A 20,971-nucleotide genomic window follows, 5' to 3' on the forward strand; every position below is an offset into this window, starting at 1 on the left:
TCCCCATTTTGCTGGGAGGTATCTATGACGGTCCATCAAACGCAAGCAAAGGACGTTATGACTAAAAAAGTTGTGACGATTCCTGTCGACCGAAGCCTTGCTGACGCTGTCGAAGTCATGCGCGAGTTGCGAGTTCGACATCTTCCAGTTGTGGACAATAACGGAGCCATCGTTGGCGTCTTAAGCGGAAAAAATTGGTCTCATATTCCTGACCTTTCGAAATACACTGTCGGAGCCTTCATGTCCGTTCCAGTCGAGTGGGTGGATCAAGAACTTCCTTTGCACGATGCAATCATGCGGATGATCGAAAAAAAGATCAGTTGTCTTCTGATTGGAAGCGATCGACGCGAAGTGGCTGGAATTATCACGGCAGAAGATTTGTTATACTTCCTCGCGAAACAGCTCAAGAAGATTGAAAGTAAACACTCGCCACTGACGGTCTTCGATATCCAAAGCCTAGACGAGATTGCAACGCAAATTTCTATGACGGGCCTTTAAAATAATCTTTACTCTGGCAAACAGAACATAGTCTACTGTTTGCGGAGGACTCGTCATGTTGAAAAGTATTTTGATCGGTACAGCTTTGTTGTTAGCGACTTCTGTTTCTCACGCAGCTTTAGGCGGCGAATGGAATGGTTGGGGAGATTGGACTTTCCAAGGTAGCGGTGCTCACTGCGATACAATGAAATTGCAATTCAATGAAACACAAAGCCAACTACAACGTGTGAGCGGTTACTTCGATTGCGGCATCACGGCTTTGCAATTGCCTGAGCAAACTTTCCAAAAAAACGGCAAGGATCTTTTGGTTGATGGACAGGTGGTAGGAAGCGTTGAGGCCGATACTTACAAATGGACCGAAAGATACAGCGACACCGTGAAGGTGCAGAATCTTTTGCAGGTGGAAGGTCATCATATGACCTACACGGAAACCTGGATTGGGAGCGATGGCCAAACGATCTATGTCATCACTGGACGTTTATTCTTTAAGGAGTAATCCATGGCAGAAGAAAACGAAACGCATTCATCTGTCATCGGCTACGTGTTGTGGATCTTTGGTTTCATGGGTTCGCACCGTTTTTATTATGGAAAACCTGTGACGGGAACGATTTGGTTTTGCACTTTAGGACTTTTGGGAATTGGCTGGATCATTGATCTTTTTCTAATTCCTGGAATGGCCAAAGAGGCAGATCGCAGATTCAGCCCGGGGAAAATTGACTACAATCTTGCTTGGATTCTGCTAACGTTCTTGGGAGTTTTCGGCGTTCACCGTTTTTACATGGGGAAATGGATCTCGGGAATTATCTGGCTTATTACCGGTGGCTTATTCACTCTGGGATATCTTTACGACTTTTGGACATTGAATAGTCAAATTTCAGAAGTGAATTCTTTATCGAAATAAAGAATGGAAATTCAGTCCCAGGATAATGGCAAAAGGAACTGCGATTGGCAGAACGACACCCCATGGTTTTGGGTTGTGCAGAACATGCAGCATTGTTATCCCAAATACAATGGGTGCGAAGATAAAAATATTTAAGATCACTAAAAAACTGCATAGCAAAAGAATGCCACTGACTATTTCAAGAATTTTTACCGTGGGCATGATAAATCGAGTGTCGATACAAGCTTGCACAAATTTTCCAACCCCTTCGCCTGAAGGTGGAATATTGATCCAGTTAAAGAAACCATTCAGTCCCCAAAAGATCATTTGCAAAGAAAAAATCCAACGGCACACAAGTTCGATGTAGTAAAACATGGCGGCAGTTTAGCCTGTTTTAGTTGAATTGATAACTGATTCTTGTCACTGGACTTCGCCTGGCTTTAAGCGCCTTCGCAGACTTGATAACTTGGAAAGAAGGGGTATCCATGCAGGTCGAGCGCACGAATGTAAATCGAGACATCACAGATAAAGAAAAATATCAGCAGTTGGGACAGCGTTGGTACGATGCCTCGGATGATCCTATTGCGCTGCTACGAAGTCAGAACCAACTGACGACCCCGTGGATTTTGGCGGAAATTCGCAAGTACATCGGATATCACGCGGAAATTTTAGATATCGGATGTGGCGCGGGTTTTTTTGCCAACGAAGCAGCAAAAGCGGAACATAAAGTGACCGGCGTTGATATTGCCGAGAATGCTTTGCAGGTCGCTGCGGCCCATGACGAAACAAAGTCAGTGCGCTATATGGCGGCCGATGCCTATGCGCTGCCCTTTGCGCGGGAAAGTTTTGATGTCGTTGTGGCCATGGATCTCTTAGAGCATGTGTCAGATCCGCAAAAGATAATCTTTGAGGCCTCTCGGGTTCTAAGGCCCGGTGGACTTTTCTTCTTTCATACATTCAACCGAAATAGATGGAGTTTTTTATTCGTTATAAAAGGAATGCAGTGGTTTGTTAAGAACACGACCCGTGAAACTCATGTTTATTCACTGTTTAGAAAGCCTCAAGAGGTAGATGAGTGGGTGAATAACGCAGGGATGGATATTCAAATTATGCGGGGAACTGCTCCGATTATCTTTCAAAAGGCCTTCTGGAAGTTGCTTCGCACGCGCGAAGTACCCAAGAACTTCAAGTTTAAATGGACTAAAAGCACCAGCAGCTCTTACTTGGGCTACGCTAAGAAGCTTCGCGAGCACTAGTGTAAATTAATGTACATTGATAAAGTAAAATTTGTTTTTTCAAGAAGTTTTTGGCATAAGAGCCCGATGAACTTAAATAATCTCATTAGGTACTCTAGTTTGTTGCTAGTCGGCCTTCTTGCTGGAAATGCCTTTGCCTTTGTTTTAGGAATGGGGCCAGCGATGGAAAAATTGTCTGCGTCTTCGTACATGGCTTTTCACGAGTCTTTGCAAAGGTCATTTTTGTCCTGGACTCCATCTTTATGCATTTTGCTGGTGATGTTCTTAGCATTGGAACTTTTCGGAATGCGTCGTCGATGGCGGAACCTGGATTTCTTTTTCGTACTGTTCGCTCTTCTATGTGTGCTTGATGAGTTGATGATGACGTGGGTTGGAAATTTCCCACTCAATACCTTGATTCATTCATGGGTACTGCAAGGTGTTCCTATGGACTGGGGTCAGATCAGAGCACAGTGGTTGTACTTTATGTACTGGCGTTGTGCTCTGTTAGTAGCAAGCTTCAGTTTATTGCTTGCTTCTTCTGTTATTATGAATTCTGAGTCTCAAGCTTCCCGAGATGTCGCTGCTGCCTTTTAGGCAAGTTCGACTTTTGGGTTTGAGTATCTGCCTGAACTTTTTCTTGAACGTCAGCGCCGACACGCAGGAACTTTGGCCAATCGATTTTTCCTGAAGCGCGATAATCTTGCAAAATCAAATCACGAGCTTCCTCTACCGGCCATTGCAAAGCTTCGGTGAGGTAAGCCATTGCGGATTCAAAAAGGCTCATGAGTGAGATACCGAAATACTGTGAATGGCGCGCAGATAAAAATTCAGTAAACGCAAAGAACTCCCAGAAGAAGGATTGATCGTCACGTTTTGTTGAACGCTCTCGCAACACGGCAGTCATATTTTTGAAATTTCCGCTGTTCGCATAAAGATCCCAGAACTTCGCAAAGCGATTCATCTTTTGCAGAGTCGCAAAGTCCATCGTTTTCGTGCGCAGGATTTGGAATGGAGGTTGGTCTGCATAGATCATTTCCCATTCTTTGTCGTGACGGGCAATAGGGGCGCCCTTTAAACGCTTCAAGATGCCGACTTGGATTTCGTCAGGCTTAAGCTCTGACAAAATGTCGAAACCTTTTCCGAAGCTTTCCAAGTTTTCCCCAGGCAGACCCACAATCAGATCGGCGTGAGTGTGAACTCCCGTTTCTGCTGCCAGGAATTTGAAATTATCTTTTACTTTTTCATAGTCATTGCGGCGGCTGACAAGTTTCGCAACATCCGCGTTCCAAGTTTGAATACCGATCTCAAACTGCAAAGCCCCGGCAGGAAACTTTTTAATCAAATCGCGAATTTCTGTCGGCAAACGATCCGGAACCATCTCAAAATGCAGGAACAATCCCAAATCAATGCGATCCAAGAAGAATTGCAGAATCTGCGTGCAAGTGGTGGGGCTTAAATTAAAAGTACGATCAATGAATTTAAATTGTCTTGCCCCGCGGTCCAAAAGCATCTGCATGTCTGCTAAGAATGCCGGAACATCGAAGCTGCGTACTGCTTTGTCCAGTGATGAGAGGCAATATTCACAGCGATAAGGACAGCCGCGAGACACTTCCACATAGATCACACGATTCTTGATATCCTCTTCAGTGTAATAGGCATAAGGGGAGGCAATGGCTTTAATATCAGGAAGTGCCCCTGAGATTATTTTCTGATCAGGCAAAATCCCTAGATTCAAAAAATTATGGCAGAAGTCATGGAATAAGAAGTCTCCTTCGCCCTTGATGGTGAAATCCGCAATTTGGCAAATGCGGTTATTTTCAGCTTCGTGACTGACTTCCGGTCCACCTAAAACAATGATTGTTTCAGGGCTGACTTTCTTTAGTAATGAAACCACTTCCAAAGACTCGTCGGCGTTCCAGATGTAAACCCCTAAGCCAATCACTTTCGGTTTTTTGCTAAGCAACGACTCAACGATATCGCGTGGAGATCTTGCGATCGTGTATTCCACGATTTGTGCGTGCTCCTGCAGTTCTTTGAGGTTCGCATACAGATAGCGCAAACCAAATGAAGAGTGGGCATAAGAGGAATTCAAGGTCACTAGCAAGATATCGGTTTTCATAAGTTCGCCATCCTAATGCATGTTGAAAAAATAAGCGAATTCTCTTTGCCAACATGCGGACATTTTCGTTAGCATTATTTCGTAGCAATCCTCTTTTCAAAGGAATGAAATATGAAAATCGCCATGATGGCCGTTTTATTCGTCGCATCTATCGCCCAAGCGCATGTTCCCCTTGAAAACTTCCAAACAAAGCCAATCCTAGCGGATTTGAAGGACCTTCGTGCTTTGAACATCCCCGTGATGTCTAAGGACGAATATGCTCAGGTTGGGTACGCAGTTGTGACTCCGGAATCCCAGCAAAGGCTTCAAGAGTATACTCACGCCAACGGTAAGTGCGGTGGTTTCGAAGACCTCAGCCAAGAAAAGGCGATTTCTGTTCAAGGTTTCGCGGGTATGATCGCAAGCTTGTCTCAGCATCTGAAAAAAGATGCTCTGTATGAGCGTGCTCCATTCCGTGCTATGGATGTAGGTCAAAACAAGGCATTGGCTTCGGCGATTGATGAAATCAAAGTTGAAAACATGCAAGCGACTGTAGCGTGGTTGTCTTCATACGGCACTCGCTTTAACAGGGCTTCAAATCCAAACGTACACGTCAACGATTTGAAAAAGAAATTGGAAGACATGCTTGCAAGTTCTTCTATTCCTCATGAAGTGACTTTGATTGATCATCAAAGCACAAACCAAAAATCAGTGCGCGTGCGTTTGACGGGCAGTGAGAAGCCAAACGAGATCGTGGTTCTGGGTGCTCACTTGGATTCGATCAACATGTCATGGAGTGGGGGAGACAAAGCGCCGGGTGCGGACGATAATGCATCAGGTTCTTCAAACTTGATCGAAGCTTTGCGTATCGCAAGCACGAAAGCTCAACCAAAGCGTACAGTGGATTTCTTCTGGTATGCTGGTGAAGAGTCAGGTCTTCTTGGCTCCGCTGAAATTGCAAAACAATACAAAGCTCAAAAAGCCGATGTTGTAGGGGTATTGCAATTGGATATGACCTTGTTCCCAGGCTCGGGCGAGCTTGTGATCGGAAGTATGACAGATTTTACCAGCTCTTGGCTTCGTGACTATTTGAAATCAATGAATGATGTTTATATCCATGCGCAAGTTGTCGATAGTGAATGTGGTTACGGTTGCAGCGACCACGCATCGTGGTATCGCCAAGGCTATCCAACATTGATGCCGTTCGAAGCTAAGATGGACGATATGAATCCAAACATTCACACAGCACGTGACCTTGTAACGACGGATTCAAACTTCAATCACTCGGTGGCTTATACAAAGATCGCGTTGATCTTCGCAATGGATTTGGCAAACAGTACGGCACGTCAGCCGTACTAAGACCAACGCTCCATAGCTTTGACAGCGTTCTTTACCTCTTCAATCGCTTGATCACGATGAGCATCCTTTCGAGCGATCAAATACAGCATATGTTGCCAGTATCCATTCTTGGGGCCGATCGCAGAGACGAGCCCCATTTTCATCTCCTCGTTTAAATAGGGTGTTGGTAAAAATCCAAAACCTGCACCATCTGAGATAGCTCGTCCTACCACAGACATAATGTCGGACTCAAAAACAATACGCTTACGGGTTTTTACTTCTTGCATGTACAAATCAGTCTCGTGACGAAGTTTCAATTTCGTCGACGGAATGACCATACCCCATGGAGAGGCAGCAATGAAAGACTCTGCCGCAGTTCCTTTTGAAACGCGCATTTTAAAACTTTTAAGATTTTGTGACGAAACGAAAAGCTTCACGGGCATCGCCACGGCCGCGATCTCTTCCAGGTCTTCTGAATAGACCGTGCGATTTGTTAGGATCAGATCGATTTCCTGACTGCGCAAAGATTTTCCCAAAACCTCGTCAGGTCCCGAGCTCACAGAGAAAATTCTTTCCAGGCCTTTGCGCTTTTGAACGACCAGTGGGCTTAGCAAGTCGGCAACGAAAGGTCTTTCCACTTGGTCACTGACGCCGATACGGATGCGCAAGCTTTGTTTTTCAGAGGGAGTCTTTAACGACTCAGAAAAATCGGCTGCGATGTCGAACATTTTTCTTGCGTAGGCAAATGCCTTTTCTCCATCGACACTAAGTTGCAGTTTTCTTCCCTCTTTACGAAATAGTTTTTTCCCCAAAGAATTTTCAAAAACTTTAAGTTGCGCACTTAAAGATGGTTGACTGATGTGAAGATAATTAGCGGCATTACTGACGCCGCCGAGCTTCGCCGTTACATAAAAGTAATAGAAATGATTGTAGTTGATCATAAAACTGGACCCCCTGTTGACACGTGTTTTTAAGCGCCTTTTTGGCACCGCAATCGTGACTAGTTTCTGTAAGTGTCGGGAAAACCAAGCGTATCCTTTATAGGATCAATTTAATACATAACTTAAAACTATGTGTAGCATTTAAATTATATATTTTAGAAAGGTGTCCTTATTAGCGATAATGAGGTTACAAGGAGGTAGATATGCAAACAGACATCTACTATAGAGACGTTACACGTACTGAAAACCTCGAAGATTTCCTATTGGAAAGACTAGAAGCCGCCTGTGGGGACTTTTTCAAATACGATGGTAATGCTCACCTTACGGTGCGGGTTGAGACTGACAGACATCGCAATCAAAGTCGCAAACCGTATTATACCTGTGAGGTTATTTTGAAACCTACGAAATCTCGTAAGGTGATCAAAATTAGAAAGTCTGATGAGAGTTTTAAACGTGCGGTTGCAATGACGGTGGCTACTTTAAAAATCGTCTTGGCAAAAAAATCTTCACGTAAATCCCAACATCACCGCACAGATCCCGTGTTGAACATGATTCCTCCGTGGGGTGAAGAACAAATGCTACTAAGTATTCTACCAGCGTAATTAGAAATTTTAATTAACTTGTGCCGAGAGGAGCAGTCCAATGACTCATACTCTTTTACACAAAAACCAAATCGACAACGAACTTGCCAACAAGATTCGTGATCGCCTGAAATGGGACAAAAGGGTAAGTCAGGCTGATATTGAAATCATCGTCAAAGGTTGTAACGTCATTGTCGTAGGATATGTCGATACAGCTTTCAGAAAGAATGCCGCGCTTGAGGTGGTCTCTGATACGGAAGGCGTATGGTCCATCGAGGATCGAATAGTGGTCCCCGCGGATTATTTCCGAAGCGATGAAGAAATTTTCAATATTCTGCACGATCAGGTGTCAGAGATGTTAAAAATCGGCGGTGAACATATCGAAGTCGGAGTCCTCGACTCGGTGGTTATACTGCGCGGAGAAGTCTTCCGACCCCGATTGAAAGCAATGGCAGTCGCCTCGGCCTGGGAACTCTCGGGAGTGAAGGACGTCCTTAATCTTATCGAGATTAAGGACCCTCCTCACCGAGTTCCCTTATTTGTAAATTCAAACTTCGAGGAATTCATTCCTGCAATCAGAAATGATTCTGATGACCTCGAAGATTTCGACCAAGGAGGTCTTTTGATGACGGATGGTTCTAAAAATTAGTGCGGTCCTTTCCCTAATTATCCCTCCAAAAAGGGCGTCTGCAATGGACGCCCGCTTTTTTTGGTGCCAGCTTCCCTGTGCGACTATGCTGCGTCAGGAAAAGATGGAAGTACTTTTGAGAAATTTCTTTTATCATCTTTCTATGAGTCACAAGATCTTGATTTTAAATGGCAGTCCCTCGGGTGATAAAGGCAACTGTGCAGTCTTTATTGGAAACCTTTTTAAATTTTTCGAAAAGAATGTCGAATTGGAAGTAGTTCATCTGAATAGGACCTCTTATGGGCCAGCCTTGCGCAAGAAGATAGCGGCGGCTTCTGCCATAGTTTTTGTGACAGGGACTTATTGGGACTCCTGGGGTAGCCCCATGCAAAAGCTTTTAGAACAAATGACAGAACTTGAAGCGACACCTGCGATTCTGGGTAAACCATGTGCTGTCTTTGTACTAATGCATTCGGTTGGCGGAAAGTCTGTGTTGTCGCGGTTGCAGGGCGTGCTTTCAACCATGGGCTTCTTGATTCCACCGATGAGCGGAATGGTTTACTCTTTGGTCAGCGATATCGCTTTAAAAGGAAAAAGTTCCCATGCAAAAGATTTTTGGCACATCGATGATGCGGAACTCATCATTGATAACTTAGTGAAGGCCTGTGATCTTCAAGTCAATTGGACGACATGGCCCGTTGATAAATCAGATCCAAAAAGAAAGTGGCTTAAGTTCTAACGAAGAAACATTTTTCGCCAAATATCGATAACGGGACAAACTTTTCCTTCGTGTGAAAATGCCTTTAAAATTTCATTCGTACCAGGATCTTGCCAAAGGACGACTTGGATTTTTTTGAGCATTTGCGTGGTTACTGTTAATTGTGACCATTCATCTTGAGAAACAATTCGAGTCAATGTCATCGCGAATGCTCCTTGTGCTTGGATCTAGACTAACAATCACAATTCAGAAAGCAAAATTATGATATTGAAAATTCCCAAACTGAAAATGGAATAAGAATGGCGCTGGACCTAGCGTCACATTGACACTGAACACTTTGGCCTAACTTTTGAAAAGGAAAGATCCTGGAAAGACAACGGAGGTCTTCAAAGTGAAAAGTTCCATCATCATGCTAGCCATCATTGGTTCATTTGTCAGTTTCAACGCTTTAGCTCAAACACCACCTGCACCAGCTTGCAGTCCTCAAGACACTCAAAGAATCGCTGCGGAAACGGAACGTGCTGTTCTGGATCGCGTTCGCGCCGACATGCATGTGGAGGGACGTGTAGATGTTTCGGCTCTGGGTGTAAATGATCAAGATTGTCTTAACAATGCTTATCAACGTGCGAATTCGGTCGCGAATAATGCCGTTTACGACTGTCAAAGACAAACAACTTACTTTCGAACATGTGCAATTCAAGGGCAAAGAATCATCGGGGCACCGGCTCGAATTCAACCGCAGACTGCCAGTGGCCATATTGATGATAAAAACGTAAATGAAGCTTCGTGCAAATCGGCTGCGCAAAACGGGGCTGCGCAAAATGCGTTGCAAGTGTGTCAGCGTGTTTTCGGAATGGCGTGCAGAATTGTCGCGGGACCGACGGAAGCATCTCACAGAGTCGAACAACGTCGTCGCTATGGATTGTTTGGTCCAAAAGAAGATTGGCATATCTGTGATTCAGCGGCGCAAGCGTTGCCTGATACCCCTCAACAGATTCAATGCACTGTCGAGATCTTCGCCCGCGTGCAGATCTAGAAATAAAAAAGGGAGCCATTGGCTCCCTTTTTTAACTATGGTTCTTTTCGAACTACGTCATTGATTTCGTCAAATCGCGAACTTTTTTAGATGCGAAGTTTTCAGAAACGAATGCCCAGTTGATTTGAGCCCAGAAAGTCTCAAGGTATTTTGCACGAAGATTTCGGTAATCAACGTAGTAAGCATGCTCCCAAACGTCAGCAACCATCAAAGGAGTTGGGCCGTTGTTTGTGAATGGAACTGCTGCATTTGATGTAGATACCAAGCTCAATTTGCCTGAAGCATCTGTGCACAACCAGATCCAGCCAGATCCGAAAGTTTTAACACCGCCATCAACGAATTTAGCTTTCAAGTCATCCATTGAACCGAAGTCGCGTTTGATCGCAGCTTCAAGATCAGCAGATGGTTTGCCACCTTTGCCGTTTGGAGCCATGTTGAACCAGAAGAATGTGTGGTTCCATGCTTGTGCAGAGTTATTGAAGTTAGCACCTGAAGATGAAGTTACGATTTCTTCCAAAGATTTACCTTTTAGAGAAGAATCTGTTTCCATCGCTTTGTTAAGATTGTCGATATACGCTTTGTGATGTTTATCGTAGTGATAAGTCATTTGTTCTTCATTGAACAAAGGAGCTAAATCAGTTTTTGCGTAAGGAAGTTGCGGAAGTTTGAACATTGAACGCCTCCTGTTTCAGTTAAAAATAATTCCAAAGAAAACGAGCCATTCCGAATGTGAAATGGCTCGTAAATGAAACTATAATGAAAACAAGAGATGGTCTATCTTAAGCTTTATCGCCAAGCATTGTTCTGACGAACGTAGGCAAACTGAAAGCCGCAGTGTGTAGGTCTTCATTGTAGTACTTAAGACCTTTGGCTAGTGAGAATTGGCGCGCTTGGTCTTTATTGAAGTCTTTCGCAGGGTGTTTGGAACCCTTCACGCCAACTTGTAAGCTCCACATGCCTGATGGATAAGTGGTCGCATGGAACAGCATTGTGTGAACACTGCTTTGACCGAAGATGCCCTTTAAGCACTGATTAAGCTCTACGAAAGTGCCTTCATGAAACATTGGAGATTCGCCTTGAGTCACGATCAAGCCGCCATCTTTCAATGCATTTTTGCAGTTTGTATAGAACTCTGCAGTGAAAAGACCTTGCGCAGGACCTACTGGGTCCGAACCATCCACGATGATCACATCGTAAGAACCTGGCTTCGCATCTTTTACGAATTGAATGCCATCGCCGATAATAAGATTCAACTTCGCATTGCCAAATTCAGATGCGATTGTTGGCAAATGCTCCTTAGAAGCTCGCACAACGGCTTCATCAATTTCAACCATTGTTACTTTTTCGATTTGGTCGTATTTGAACAACTCGCGAATAGTTCCGCCATCGCCCCCACCGATAACCAAAACATTTTTTGCGCTACCGTGAGTTTGCATCACAGGATGAGTGATCATTTCGTGATAGTGAAATTCGTCACGCTCTGTGCACATCACCATGTTGTTGATGGCCAAAAATTTTCCATGAGAGTAAGAATCCAAAACTCGAACACGCTGGAATGGATTTGTTTCGTCGAAAAGAACTTCACCCGTATAGCGCAAAGACAAAGCCTGATTTTCATCTTTGTCTGTGAACCAAACGTTGCGCTCGATTTGTGCGCCTTTAGACAAGTCGAAGGACGGTTTGTCGCGCATAACTTTTGGTTGGAAGTCAGATTTTTGAATAACGTGCAAAGAGCCGCGATTCATTTCAAGTGCAGAGTAATTTGCTTGGAAAGCTTTTTTCAAATGTTCGAAAGAAACCCAAGGATCAACGGATTCGCCGCATGTGAAAAGATCCACTGCTGCGTATCTGTATTCAGGCCAAGTGTGAATCGCAAGATGGCTTTCTTGGATCACAACAACCCCGCTCACGCCCCATGGAGAAAAATGGTGGAACGTTGAATTGATAACTGTAGCGCCAGCGATCTGAGCCGCCTCAATCATACTTCTTTCAATGATCGAAACGTCGTTCAAGACTTCTGCGTTACAACCACTGAACTCTACCAAAATATGACGACCTAAAGCTTTCAATTCCGTGTCCTCCAAAGCTAAAAAACTAAAAAACTTTTATGAATTTGAAGGGGGGTTCTAGGATCTTTTTACCCCCCTGACAAGGAATATTTTGGCCTCAGCGCGAGTCTATGAAAAAAATCGTTTTATCAAGGACTTAGTCAGACTTCGCACTTACAAAAATTTGTCTGTTTTTAGGTTTCCTTCGAGTGGAATTTCCACGAATTCTTCTTGCGCTGTCCCCAGGTCTCGGATCACGTGAGTATCACTTTGAAGTTCCAAACCTCGGCGATTTCTGACTGATGCTGAAATTCTTAGCTCAGATCCAACAGGGAACTGATGGCGCAAAGTCTGAAGGTTCAGATCTTTTTTGAGTGGCATTATTTTGCCGTCGATTGAGATGACGATTTTCATACGCTCGCTAGAGTAATCCGCTCCGGAGGCGATAATTTTGAGTTCCTCTCCAATCTTTCGCAATTGCAGTCGAACATCTAACGAGCGTGCTGGCTGGTAATCCAGAGTTCTTGGGCGAGGTAGTAAATCGAACTGACCGTTCCGGTAGGCCATGAATTTGTCGTCTTTAAGACTGTCGATCCACATCGCATATTGTTTGTAGGTGACACACTTTACTTCAGGCTTGCCGCACACTTGTGTCGCGAAATCTTTGACGGCATCCCAATAAGCGCCGCCGTTGTACAAAGCAAAGTGATGGCCAATAAAAACTGGTGTTCTATTGCCATAATAATTGTTGTTAAAATAGTTCATATAGGAATCGAGCATTTGCTTGCGATACACCTCGCGATTAGCAAGATCATCAACGCCTTTAGATTGGGCCTCATAGAAATTGTAGTCCATACTAAGAACCTTTTTAGCGGTTCCCGCAAGTTCGATGGATGGCACTTGGAAGCGCCAGATGCCATTGGCATCTTTTCTTGGCCAGAACATAGGTTCACCCGTCGAAGAAATGTCGTATTTATACCCATAGGCTTTCAGTTCAGGGTAAAGATCCGGTGTGATACCTAGGTTGGGCGCGCGGAAGCCAACGATCTCTTTAGAGTCAAAGGCATATCCGTGAGGATATTTGTTCATAGGATTGGGTTGAGCCTTGTTATTAAAGAACGCACCGAAAAGCAAATCGTCGTACTGTTTAAGTTCAGAACTCCAATCATCAGCGTTCCATTTGTCTTCTGAAGCATCAAAGTGACCATTGGCATTCGAGGCGATTTCAGCTCCTTCGACGAAAGCGCCATTCATCATATCCACGCGATCGGAAATGATTTCAGGTTTGTCTTCAGCGAAGCCAATTAAAGAATAGCCGGGTGTATGTTTTGGAGCTGCATAGATATGTTTATTGTTGTGGGAGAGGAAATAGACGCCACTAACGAAATAGGTGAAAGCCACCGGTTTCTTTGCTCTCTTCATGGCCTTCGAAAAGTCGCGCATCTCTTGCCAGTGTGGAAGATTCAGCCCACCATCAAAACCGATCATCACATATTGTGGAGGGCGCTTGACCTTAGAGGGCGGAGCCGGGTTTGCTGGTGGTTTTGCCGACGGAGCCGCAGAACTCACCGAAGTTGATAATGCAAAGAGTACACTCAAAGAAATCTTCGAAAACGCACGGTTCACTGTTCACCTCATTAAAAGAGTTTCAACTAGTGAAGCAAAGTGAACAGGGATCTACACCTTACGACGACGATAGGTCCCTTAAGTCTTATTAATTAATTTGATCTCGAAGCAGTTGTGGATCTTTTTGTCGTGAAAATCTTGTGGAATGCTTTCTTCGGTGATGTCGCGGACTTTATATCTTGAGGCGATGTTTTCGCTAATTTTAAATTTTCTTTTGTTGTTGGAAAAATAAAGGACGCCATTTGGATTCAACATCTGCATGCAACTGTCCACGAGGAAATCCTGGTCGCGCTCAACCTCAAAGGATTCATTCATCTTTTTTGAATTCGAGAATGTGGGTGGGTCCAAAAAGATCATATCAAACTTTTTCGAATGGCGATTCTGGTGCAGCCATTCGATGACATTTTCGTTCACAAAGCTGTGGCTGCCTAAATCGATGTTATTTAAGTCAAAGTTGTCCTGCGCCCACCGAAGATATGTTTGAGACATATCGATGCTTGTTGTGCGTGCGCCACCAAGGGCCGCAAAAACACTGACTGATCCGGTGTAGCAAAACAGATTTAAGAATTTTGTGTCTTTCGCCGTTTTATAAACCTTTTGGCGCATCGGACGGTGGTCTAAGAAAAGACCTGTATCCAGATAATCGTACAAATTCACTTTAAGCAGGGCTTGGCTTTCGCGAACAGTAAAGGTTTCGTTTTTAGCAGCAAGTTTTTCGTATTGATTCAAACCTTCCTGGCGTTCGCGTTTCTTAATCACCATCTTATCGTCTTCGCATTTGAACAAAGCTTTCAAGGCGTCGGTTACATGAGGAAGATGGTTTTTATCTTTGTCTTTAATGAAGTCGCTCTTGTCATAAATGACGAAGTGATCTTTATATACATCGACGATGAATGGATATTCGGGGATATCGCGGTCGTAAAGACGGTAGGCTTCGATATTTTGGCGTTCGGCCCACTGCTTGAGTTTTTTATAATTCTTTTCGAGGCGATTCTTGATCATATCCATAGGGGCGTTTTAGACAAAAACCTAGGGATATGGTACTAATTCTTCATGACGGATGAAAAAAGAGCCGAACATCTAGCATTTTTACTCAACCAAGAAGGTTTTGAGACGGCTTTTGTCGAACATAAGGGCATCGTCTATTACACCTATTTTCCGAAAAACGTGAAAGCGCCTTCGTCGGCGGTGGTGAAGCTGCTGCAGATACTTTTTGATCAGCATATCGATCATAGTTTTTTCATCCTAAGAAATCGTATATTCACGACAGCTGCCTTGTCCGAGATGTGCAGGGGGATGATCAAAGTCGTCGCCAAAAGAGCGACAGAAAATGTATTAGTCAACGAACAAAATCTTTCAGCGGATTCTGATATTCCCGGCTTAACTTTTAAGCGAATTGGGGTGCCGCAATTGACGCTGACTGAATTCTCCCATTTAAACGACGAAAACAAAATTGCTCTCGCGCGTGTTCAACAATGGATGCAAGAGCAAAGTCCTCAGGACGCAAGTGGCTTTTTAGCCTTCGCGAAAAGCATTTCTGAAAGGGTTCCCCGCGGAGGCATTTTGCATGATTATGATCGCAACATTGCAGCCATTCTTGTAAGTAAGTCTGGTGAACTTTTAAGTTACGGCGCTAATTCCAATTCGAAAAATAAAACCCTGCACGCAGAAGTGAATTTAATCCAGAGGTTGCATCGTGACCGTGGAATACAAATCCCTGAAGGCGCTATTTTGTACAGCACTCATAAGCCCTGTAAGATGTGCGCAGGAATGATTCATGATTGGTGTGCAAACCCACGATCCATTCAGGTTTTTTACGAAGTGGAAGAAACAGGATCCCTTTCCCGTCAGACAGTCCTAGACCGCTTGGGAATTAATAAGCGACATCTGTCGCAGGAATAGCAAAGCTGTTAATGGCCTTAAGAAGTGTGTCCTTACGCACCGGCTTTGATAGATGTAGATCGCAACCTGCATTCAGACTCTTTTGCACGTCTTCAGTAAATGCATTTGCTGTACACGCCAGAATTTTTGATGGGGCACGCCCTTGAACGTTTTCCATCTGGCGAATCAAGCGAGTTGTCTCGTAACCATCCATACCCGGCATTTGCACGTCCATGAAGATGATGTCGAAATGAGTTTTTTCGATCAAACGAAGAGCATCAATGCCACTCTCAGCATATTGAATTTCGTGAGCAGTTTTTTGTAGGTAAATGCCAAAGAGGTGGCGATTGTCATCTACGTCATCCACTACTAGGATTTTAAGACGGGTATTTAAGATAGCGTGTTTTATGTCATTCATATGGAAACGGCCTTCAAGGGCGTTCATCCCTGTGACACGTTCTTCACTGAATGGCATATTTGCTGTGAAATAGAAAACGCTGCCGGAACCTAATTCACTTTCGAGCCAAATCTGACCACCCATCATTTCGACGATTTTTTGGGAAATGGAAAGCCCTAAACCTGTGCCTCCATAACGACGTGTCGTTGCAGAGTCTGCCTGAGTGAAGGCACGGAAGATATCCTTGAACATGCTCTTCGGAATGCCGATACCTGAGTCAGAAATGCGGAATAACAGATTTCCAGGCTTTGTTGTCGTATTTTTACTAACTAACAAAGTTACAGAACCTTGATGTGTGAATTTGATCGAGTTGCTTAAAAGATTTATCACGACTTGGCGAAGACGATCTGAATCACCTAAGAAAGTGTTTTCAACGTCTCGAGCGACGTGCACATTAAGTTGTAGACCTTTTTCCTTTGCGCGAAAGCCAAGGACAGAAACAACGTCATCAATAACCTTTTGAAGATTGAATGGCATGATGTGCAGCTGAATCTCGCCTGATTCAACCTTCGTCAAATCAAGGATGTCATTGATGATCGTCATTAATTGGTGATTGGCACGTTGAAGGATCTCTACAAAAGATGATTGTTGCGGATCTAAATTGGTTTCGGCCAAAGTATCCGTGATGCCAATGATTGAATTTAGAGGTGTACGGATCTCGTGAGACATATTGGCAAGAAAAGCAGATTTCGCGTGAGTTGCCGCTCTGGCTTTCGCCGCTGTCATTTGTAGTTCGCGATTCTTTCTTTCAAGGTTTTCTGCAAGAATCTTTTTCTCGGTGATATCAATCGCCATCTTCAGAATTTTGATGATGTTGCCGCTTTCATCCTTGATGGGATTGTAAGCGCCTTGCACCCAAACAGTTTTGCCCGACTTCGTCAGGCGCTTGAATTCGCCCGTTTGTGGTTTTCCATCCGCAAGACTTTTCCACATCTCTGTGTACTCGCGTTCATTTTCTTGAAATTGAGGAAGCAATAATGTGTGTTTGTGGCCAACGAGTTCCTGAAGCTCATAACCCATCAGATTGAGATAATTCTGATTTGCCCACAGAATCTGCCCGTCGACAGAAAGCTCGATCAGAGCGTGGGAATTTAGCAAAGCGTGGTAGACGGAATCGTTCATGAGATTAAGTGTATCTAAAAAAATCTTAATAAATAAAATTACAAAATCTCTTGGGCGTTAAAGTTTTGTAATCGTCAAATTCCAAGAATCCAGCCTTCTTTTTTCAGTGAGGACGCTTTTGGAGTTTTGAATAGCACGCGACGCTTATGAAGCAATAAACCGGAGTAGGCGAGCACCATGGCATCACAATAGTCTGCATTACCCAGAGATTTGCTCACCGAAGAATGCAGCTTCACCAACTTTTGGCTGAGGAGAAATGCGCGCAAAACCTCGGCGTCCCGCGTAGAACTCTTAACAACTTTTTTCCAAAGAAAACTTGGATACGCTTCAAAGATCCACGGGCCGCGGCTTGCAGGGTTGTCGATGGGCCATAAGGAAAACCATTTCTCTGGTGAGGAACCTAATTCACTCCATGAACGAAATGTTCCACAGCTTATATTTTTCTGAAAAGGATGAAGCGCAAACACAGAGCTGGCTTCAGCGATTTTTTCGCACTCACGTAATAGGATAGCTTCAGGATTTTTTTCTAAGAACTGTGCAAAGAATGCGTGAGCCGTCTTTGTACCAAAACGTTTTCCATCGTGACTGAAACGATGAGCTCTTTGCATGAGATCGAACAGACTTTTATTTTTCGGAAAAACAGATTTAGGCAAACCCAAGACGCTGTCGAGCAAAATTGCGGTGCTCTGCAAACTCAGACGAGGACGAATTTCTTTCACCAGGGCTTCCACACTGTCCTTGGTAAGACTTGGAAGTGAAAGCTCGCCCTCTAAGACCCATTGATCATGTTCGCGATATACGCAAGCTGTAGGAAGTGGCTGAGGCATCCCGTGCTTTGCAATGGCACCTGTCTGATCGATTCCAAGAAAGATCTCAAAAGACATCGCTTTCTCGATTCTTGTTTGTGACCGCTAAGACTTAGATAGACTGCGCATTGAAGTCGACAAGCTTTCCTTGATCGGATGAATAACTAACCTGAATGGGGCGGCAACAGACTTCACAGTCTTCGACGTAATATTGTCTGCCCGGTTCTGAAATATCCAGCAACATCGAGATTTTCGAATGGCAGTAAGGGCACTTGAAATATTTTTCGATTTGCTCGTTTTCAAAGCTTTCGAATTCCAAGTCGTCGGTCATAAAAAAACCCTCATACACAAAGTATATGAGGGTTCTTGGAATCTTATAATTTTAAACTACAGCTCTTGTTATTTTGCAGCCGGAGTTTCGAACATAGAAGTCGCAAAGTAAGACTTACGGAAAGTTTTCCAGTTGTCAGGTCTTACAGAAGCCACACGCCAGAAGTAGTGTTTGCCTGGCTCAAGCTTAGATACTTCGAAAGAAGTCTCTTTGTGTGAGTGGTCTTCAGCAACCAACCATTTGAAGTTAGGATCAGTCGCAACTTGAACGTGATATTCTTGAGCGCCTTCGCCAGCTTTCCATTCCAATTTCACAGTCTCGCCGTTGATCGCCGCGAAATACGCTGGGCTTGTCAATTCAGGTTTTCCTGGAACTTTTTGAGCAGCCAAGTCTGGTTGCTTTGGTGGGAACAAAGAGTTCATTTTCTCAGACAAATGTTCTTCTTTTTCTTCCTGGCTATTTGCCTCATGGTGAGCTTCTTCAGCCAAAGATTTTGCAGTCATAGCGAATGTAAGTGCAAATGCGAGCACAGATACGAAGATCTTCATAGATAGTCCTTTTTAAATCAGTGCTTCCAAAGTAAAATAAAACGCGAATTAAGAAAACCCTCTTGCGCTTTTTGCTGGAGGGTGTTAAAAAACGCGTCGGTTTTGTGGATGATCGCTCTAATAATATTCTAAATTATTGAAATTAGAGAGGAAAGTCCGGACTCCATATGGCAGCGCAAAGGGTAACGCCCTTCTACAGTAATGTAAGGAACAGTGGAACAGAGAGAATGTCCGGGGCATTGAGCCTGACACCGGGAACGGGAGGGTCAGGGGAGCCGCCGGAGTGAAAACAGCCAAACTCTGCGCGGAGCAAGATCAAATAGGGTAACACTAGTAGGGCGGCCAGCCCGTAGTTACCGGGTAAGATCGCTTGAGGGTGTCAGTAATGGCACTCCCAGAGGAATGATCATCCACAGTGAACGGGACAATTATGGGACCTGGTTACTGGGACAGAATCCGGCTTACAGCAAAACCGACATCCCACCTTCCTAAAAACGAACCAGAAGCGCCAGCTGACTGCGTTGCTTCGTTCGTCGGCGTACTATGCAGTACGCTCTCCTCCTTGCGCCTTGCATCTGACGCTTCTGATTCGTTTTTAGACCCCTCGTAAACTTGTGGGCTCTGCTTCGCAGTCGCGGTTTTGTAGGCTGCCCTTCGGGACCGCTTTTTTGTTGGCTGCCGCTTTCGCGGGCCGCGGTTGAGCTTGCCCTGCGGGCTTTGAGCTCAAGGGGAGTGTGTAGGATTTGGGCGGTTTTTGTATTTATTTGGTTTGATGGGCCAGGGGCTGGGAGTTTTGGGGTTGTTGAGTTAGAACCGTGGCTTATGAAAATCATTTCTTCTGTTTTGCTTAGTATTTTGGGTTTGGGGTCTGTGGCTTCGGCTTCTTTGGTTTTGCCGACTCGAGCGAATTATGAGTCGGGGCATTTTCTTTGTGACTCCAAGTATGCTTCGATTGTTGCTTTTGAGAAGGGCTTCTATACTTCTGTGCCTTTGGATTACTCGGATCTTTCGAAGGGAACCACTGACGTCTATGCTTTTTTCTCGGGTGGTTATGATGCTTCGAAACCTACCGTTTTGTATTTTACCGGGGGGCCTGGGCAGACGGCGCACTGGGGACTCTTTCGAAATGAAATGCCTTATAACACTTTGATCATGGAGCATCGAGGGATTGGGTGTTCTCGTCCCTTGGATGTTGAGCAAGAGCTTTCGCCGTCCTTCTATTCATCTGAATTTGTTGCTCGTGATGCGGCTCTTGTTGTTAAGAAAGCCGGGCTTGATAAGGTGACTGCTTATGGCATTTCTTATGGAACCGTGCCGGCTACGATCTTTGCCTCTTTGTTTCCAACAACAACGCGCGCTTTGATTCTTGAAGGAACTGTTTTTTCTGGCTCAGATGATTTGTGGTCAGCACCTCATCGACGTAAACTTATGCAGAAAATGATCGATGGTTTGCCTGCAGATATCAAGGCTAAGATGGAGCGCATTTCTACTCAGTATGGAGTTCCTAATACTTGGCTTTCTAAAACAGCTCGTAATGAATTGATGTACAATGATGGTCTTCGTTCGTTGCAAAAGAAGCTCTTGAATTTTGCCGACGAAAAAAAATATCAAGATGCTGTTGAAAATTATAAAGCAATGTTTGAACCTTCGACTTTTGAACCGAATCCATTATTTATTCCGAATGATATCCCGTACTTCATGGTTTCTTGTGAAGAGTTAGGCTTAGCGCACACCGGTGCCGTGACAGCGGATGCTTTGATTAATGGGAAGCTTGTTCCTGTTGCGGACCAAGCCTCGATAGATACCTGTAAGCAATTGGGTGCCTTGAGAGATCGCAGCTATTTTGCGACGAAATATCCCGTGAAGGTTCCTGTGACTTACTTCCAAGGTTCTGATGATAGTGCGACACCTTCGCCAGAGGGAATTCATCATTATAAATCGGTGCCGCAGGGATTTAAGCAATTGCTAATTCTGGTTCGTGGAGGACACAATCCAAATCTTTCTAATCTTAGCAGCGAAGAAGAAGGGCAAAAGGAATTATTTGATCACGCATTCAATGGGACTGCTGTTCCGACTGATCTTTTAAAGCTCGTGCAGCAAAAACAGGCGTTGAAGTGGGTCTACACTTCAAAGGTGCCGTAGACCTAGCTGAGATAGACCAATCTAAACGAACCGATGAAGGTCGCAATGATGCGG

Annotated in this window: 24 protein-coding genes and 1 other RNA gene; 13 read left to right on the forward strand and 12 right to left on the reverse strand. The window is 44.3% G+C overall.

Annotated features, from left to right (window positions below):
* Nucleotides 1–24: 24 nt before the first annotated feature.
* From VF412_RS14940 to VF412_RS14950, 3 genes are read left to right on the forward strand one after another with little or no spacing between them, the layout of a single operon-like run.
* Nucleotides 25–498: an HPP family protein gene (locus VF412_RS14940; protein ID WP_331340058.1), complete on the forward strand. Its 474-nt coding sequence runs from the start codon at nt 25–27 to the stop codon at nt 496–498.
* A gap of 55 nt (nt 499–553) precedes the next feature.
* A complete protein-coding gene (locus VF412_RS14945; RefSeq protein ID WP_331340059.1) occupies nt 554–994 on the forward strand; it encodes a hypothetical protein in 441 nt (146 codons plus the stop codon).
* A 3-nt stretch (nt 995–997) separates the two neighbouring features.
* Nucleotides 998–1,399 carry a TM2 domain-containing protein gene (locus VF412_RS14950; RefSeq protein ID WP_331340060.1) on the forward strand — a complete coding sequence of 134 codons (402 nt, stop codon included), beginning with the start codon at nt 998–1,000 and terminating at the stop codon, nt 1,397–1,399.
* Here the strand turns inward: VF412_RS14950 and VF412_RS14955 are convergent.
* Complete coding sequence (locus tag VF412_RS14955; protein ID WP_331340061.1) at nt 1,388–1,753, reverse strand: hypothetical protein; 366 nt, start codon at nt 1,751–1,753, stop codon at nt 1,388–1,390. The genes VF412_RS14950 and VF412_RS14955 overlap by 12 nt on opposite strands.
* 110 nt (nt 1,754–1,863) lie before the next feature.
* On the opposite strand from VF412_RS14955, the gene ubiG reads away from it, so the two are divergent.
* Both ubiG and VF412_RS14965 read left to right on the forward strand, forming a co-directional pair.
* A complete protein-coding gene (gene ubiG, locus VF412_RS14960; RefSeq protein ID WP_331340062.1) occupies nt 1,864–2,634 on the forward strand; it encodes a bifunctional 2-polyprenyl-6-hydroxyphenol methylase/3-demethylubiquinol 3-O-methyltransferase UbiG in 771 nt (256 codons plus the stop codon).
* Between the two features lie 66 nt (nt 2,635–2,700).
* A complete protein-coding gene (locus tag VF412_RS14965) occupies nt 2,701–3,210 on the forward strand; it encodes a DUF1772 domain-containing protein (protein ID WP_331340063.1) in 510 nt (169 codons plus the stop codon).
* Here the strand turns inward: VF412_RS14965 and VF412_RS14970 are convergent.
* On the reverse strand, nt 3,161–4,735 hold the full coding sequence (locus VF412_RS14970) for a B12-binding domain-containing radical SAM protein (RefSeq protein ID WP_331340064.1): 1,575 nt from the start codon (nt 4,733–4,735) through the stop codon (nt 3,161–3,163). The two genes, VF412_RS14965 and VF412_RS14970, sit on opposite strands and share 50 nt — an antisense overlap.
* A 111-nt stretch (nt 4,736–4,846) precedes the next feature.
* Between VF412_RS14970 and VF412_RS14975 the strand changes: the two genes are divergently transcribed.
* A complete protein-coding gene (locus VF412_RS14975) occupies nt 4,847–6,073 on the forward strand; it encodes a M28 family peptidase (RefSeq protein WP_331340065.1) in 1,227 nt (408 codons plus the stop codon).
* Here VF412_RS14975 and VF412_RS14980 read toward each other — a convergent pair.
* A complete protein-coding gene (locus tag VF412_RS14980; protein ID WP_331340066.1) occupies nt 6,070–6,993 on the reverse strand; it encodes a LysR family transcriptional regulator in 924 nt (307 codons plus the stop codon). The genes VF412_RS14975 and VF412_RS14980 overlap by 4 nt on opposite strands.
* Before the next feature lie 203 nt (nt 6,994–7,196).
* Between VF412_RS14980 and VF412_RS14985 the strand changes: the two genes are divergently transcribed.
* From VF412_RS14985 to VF412_RS14995, 3 genes are all read left to right on the forward strand, one after another.
* Nucleotides 7,197–7,595, forward strand: coding sequence for an HPF/RaiA family ribosome-associated protein (locus VF412_RS14985; RefSeq protein ID WP_331340067.1), 399 nt, complete (start codon nt 7,197–7,199; stop codon nt 7,593–7,595).
* A gap of 40 nt (nt 7,596–7,635) precedes the next feature.
* Nucleotides 7,636–8,223: a BON domain-containing protein gene (locus tag VF412_RS14990; RefSeq protein WP_331340068.1), complete on the forward strand. Its 588-nt coding sequence runs from the start codon at nt 7,636–7,638 to the stop codon at nt 8,221–8,223.
* A gap of 142 nt (nt 8,224–8,365) precedes the next feature.
* Nucleotides 8,366–8,941 (forward strand): flavodoxin family protein, encoded by a 576-nt coding sequence (locus VF412_RS14995; RefSeq protein ID WP_331340069.1) that lies wholly within the window; start codon nt 8,366–8,368, stop codon nt 8,939–8,941.
* Here VF412_RS14995 and VF412_RS15000 read toward each other — a convergent pair.
* Nucleotides 8,938–9,123, reverse strand: coding sequence for a hypothetical protein (locus VF412_RS15000; RefSeq protein WP_331340070.1), 186 nt, complete (start codon nt 9,121–9,123; stop codon nt 8,938–8,940). The two genes, VF412_RS14995 and VF412_RS15000, sit on opposite strands and share 4 nt — an antisense overlap.
* Nucleotides 9,124–9,311: 188 nt before the next feature.
* On the opposite strand from VF412_RS15000, the gene VF412_RS15005 reads away from it, so the two are divergent.
* Nucleotides 9,312–9,956: a hypothetical protein gene (locus VF412_RS15005; protein WP_331340071.1), complete on the forward strand. Its 645-nt coding sequence runs from the start codon at nt 9,312–9,314 to the stop codon at nt 9,954–9,956.
* A gap of 52 nt (nt 9,957–10,008) precedes the next feature.
* Here VF412_RS15005 and VF412_RS15010 read toward each other — a convergent pair whose 3' ends face one another.
* From VF412_RS15010 to VF412_RS15025, 4 genes are all read right to left on the reverse strand, one after another.
* Nucleotides 10,009–10,629 (reverse strand): superoxide dismutase, encoded by a 621-nt coding sequence (locus VF412_RS15010; RefSeq protein WP_331340072.1) that lies wholly within the window; start codon nt 10,627–10,629, stop codon nt 10,009–10,011.
* Between the two features lie 106 nt (nt 10,630–10,735).
* Nucleotides 10,736–12,025 (reverse strand): polyamine aminopropyltransferase, encoded by a 1,290-nt coding sequence (gene speE / locus VF412_RS15015; protein WP_331340073.1) that lies wholly within the window; start codon nt 12,023–12,025, stop codon nt 10,736–10,738.
* A gap of 153 nt (nt 12,026–12,178) precedes the next feature.
* Nucleotides 12,179–13,630: a hypothetical protein gene (locus tag VF412_RS15020; RefSeq protein ID WP_331340074.1), complete on the reverse strand. Its 1,452-nt coding sequence runs from the start codon at nt 13,628–13,630 to the stop codon at nt 12,179–12,181.
* A gap of 78 nt (nt 13,631–13,708) precedes the next feature.
* On the reverse strand, nt 13,709–14,638 hold the full coding sequence (locus tag VF412_RS15025) for a class I SAM-dependent methyltransferase (protein WP_331340075.1): 930 nt from the start codon (nt 14,636–14,638) through the stop codon (nt 13,709–13,711).
* A 45-nt stretch (nt 14,639–14,683) separates the two neighbouring features.
* Between VF412_RS15025 and VF412_RS15030 the strand changes: the two genes are divergently transcribed.
* The gene (locus VF412_RS15030; protein ID WP_331340076.1) at nt 14,684–15,532 is read left to right on the forward strand and encodes a Bd3614 family nucleic acid deaminase; all 849 of its coding nucleotides are present in this window, start codon (nt 14,684–14,686) and stop codon (nt 15,530–15,532) included.
* On the opposite strand, the gene VF412_RS15035 is transcribed toward VF412_RS15030, so the two are convergent.
* The 4 genes from VF412_RS15035 to VF412_RS15050 all read right to left on the reverse strand — a co-directional run bounded on the left by VF412_RS15035 (nt 15,504) and on the right by VF412_RS15050 (nt 18,775).
* A complete protein-coding gene (locus VF412_RS15035) occupies nt 15,504–17,090 on the reverse strand; it encodes a PAS domain-containing hybrid sensor histidine kinase/response regulator (protein WP_331340077.1) in 1,587 nt (528 codons plus the stop codon). The genes VF412_RS15030 and VF412_RS15035 overlap by 29 nt on opposite strands.
* Before the next feature lie 74 nt (nt 17,091–17,164).
* Nucleotides 17,165–17,974 (reverse strand): hypothetical protein, encoded by an 810-nt coding sequence (locus tag VF412_RS15040; protein WP_331340078.1) that lies wholly within the window; start codon nt 17,972–17,974, stop codon nt 17,165–17,167.
* Nucleotides 17,975–18,008: 34 nt separating this feature from the next.
* Nucleotides 18,009–18,227, reverse strand: coding sequence for a CPXCG motif-containing cysteine-rich protein (locus VF412_RS15045; RefSeq protein WP_331340079.1), 219 nt, complete (start codon nt 18,225–18,227; stop codon nt 18,009–18,011).
* A gap of 68 nt (nt 18,228–18,295) precedes the next feature.
* Nucleotides 18,296–18,775, reverse strand: coding sequence for a fibronectin type III domain-containing protein (locus VF412_RS15050; protein WP_331340080.1), 480 nt, complete (start codon nt 18,773–18,775; stop codon nt 18,296–18,298).
* A gap of 96 nt (nt 18,776–18,871) precedes the next feature.
* On the opposite strand from VF412_RS15050, the gene rnpB reads away from it, so the two are divergent.
* Together rnpB and VF412_RS15060 are read left to right on the forward strand one after the other, a co-directional pair.
* Nucleotides 18,872–19,255, forward strand: an RNA gene (gene rnpB / locus VF412_RS15055) — RNase P RNA component class A.
* A 342-nt stretch (nt 19,256–19,597) separates the two neighbouring features.
* Nucleotides 19,598–20,917: an alpha/beta fold hydrolase gene (locus VF412_RS15060; protein ID WP_331340081.1), complete on the forward strand. Its 1,320-nt coding sequence runs from the start codon at nt 19,598–19,600 to the stop codon at nt 20,915–20,917.
* Nucleotides 20,918–20,971: the final 54 nt, after the last annotated feature.

The sequence above is a fragment of the Bdellovibrio sp. genome (assembly GCF_036384735.1).
Classification (GTDB): domain Bacteria; phylum Bdellovibrionota; class Bdellovibrionia; order Bdellovibrionales; family Bdellovibrionaceae; genus Bdellovibrio.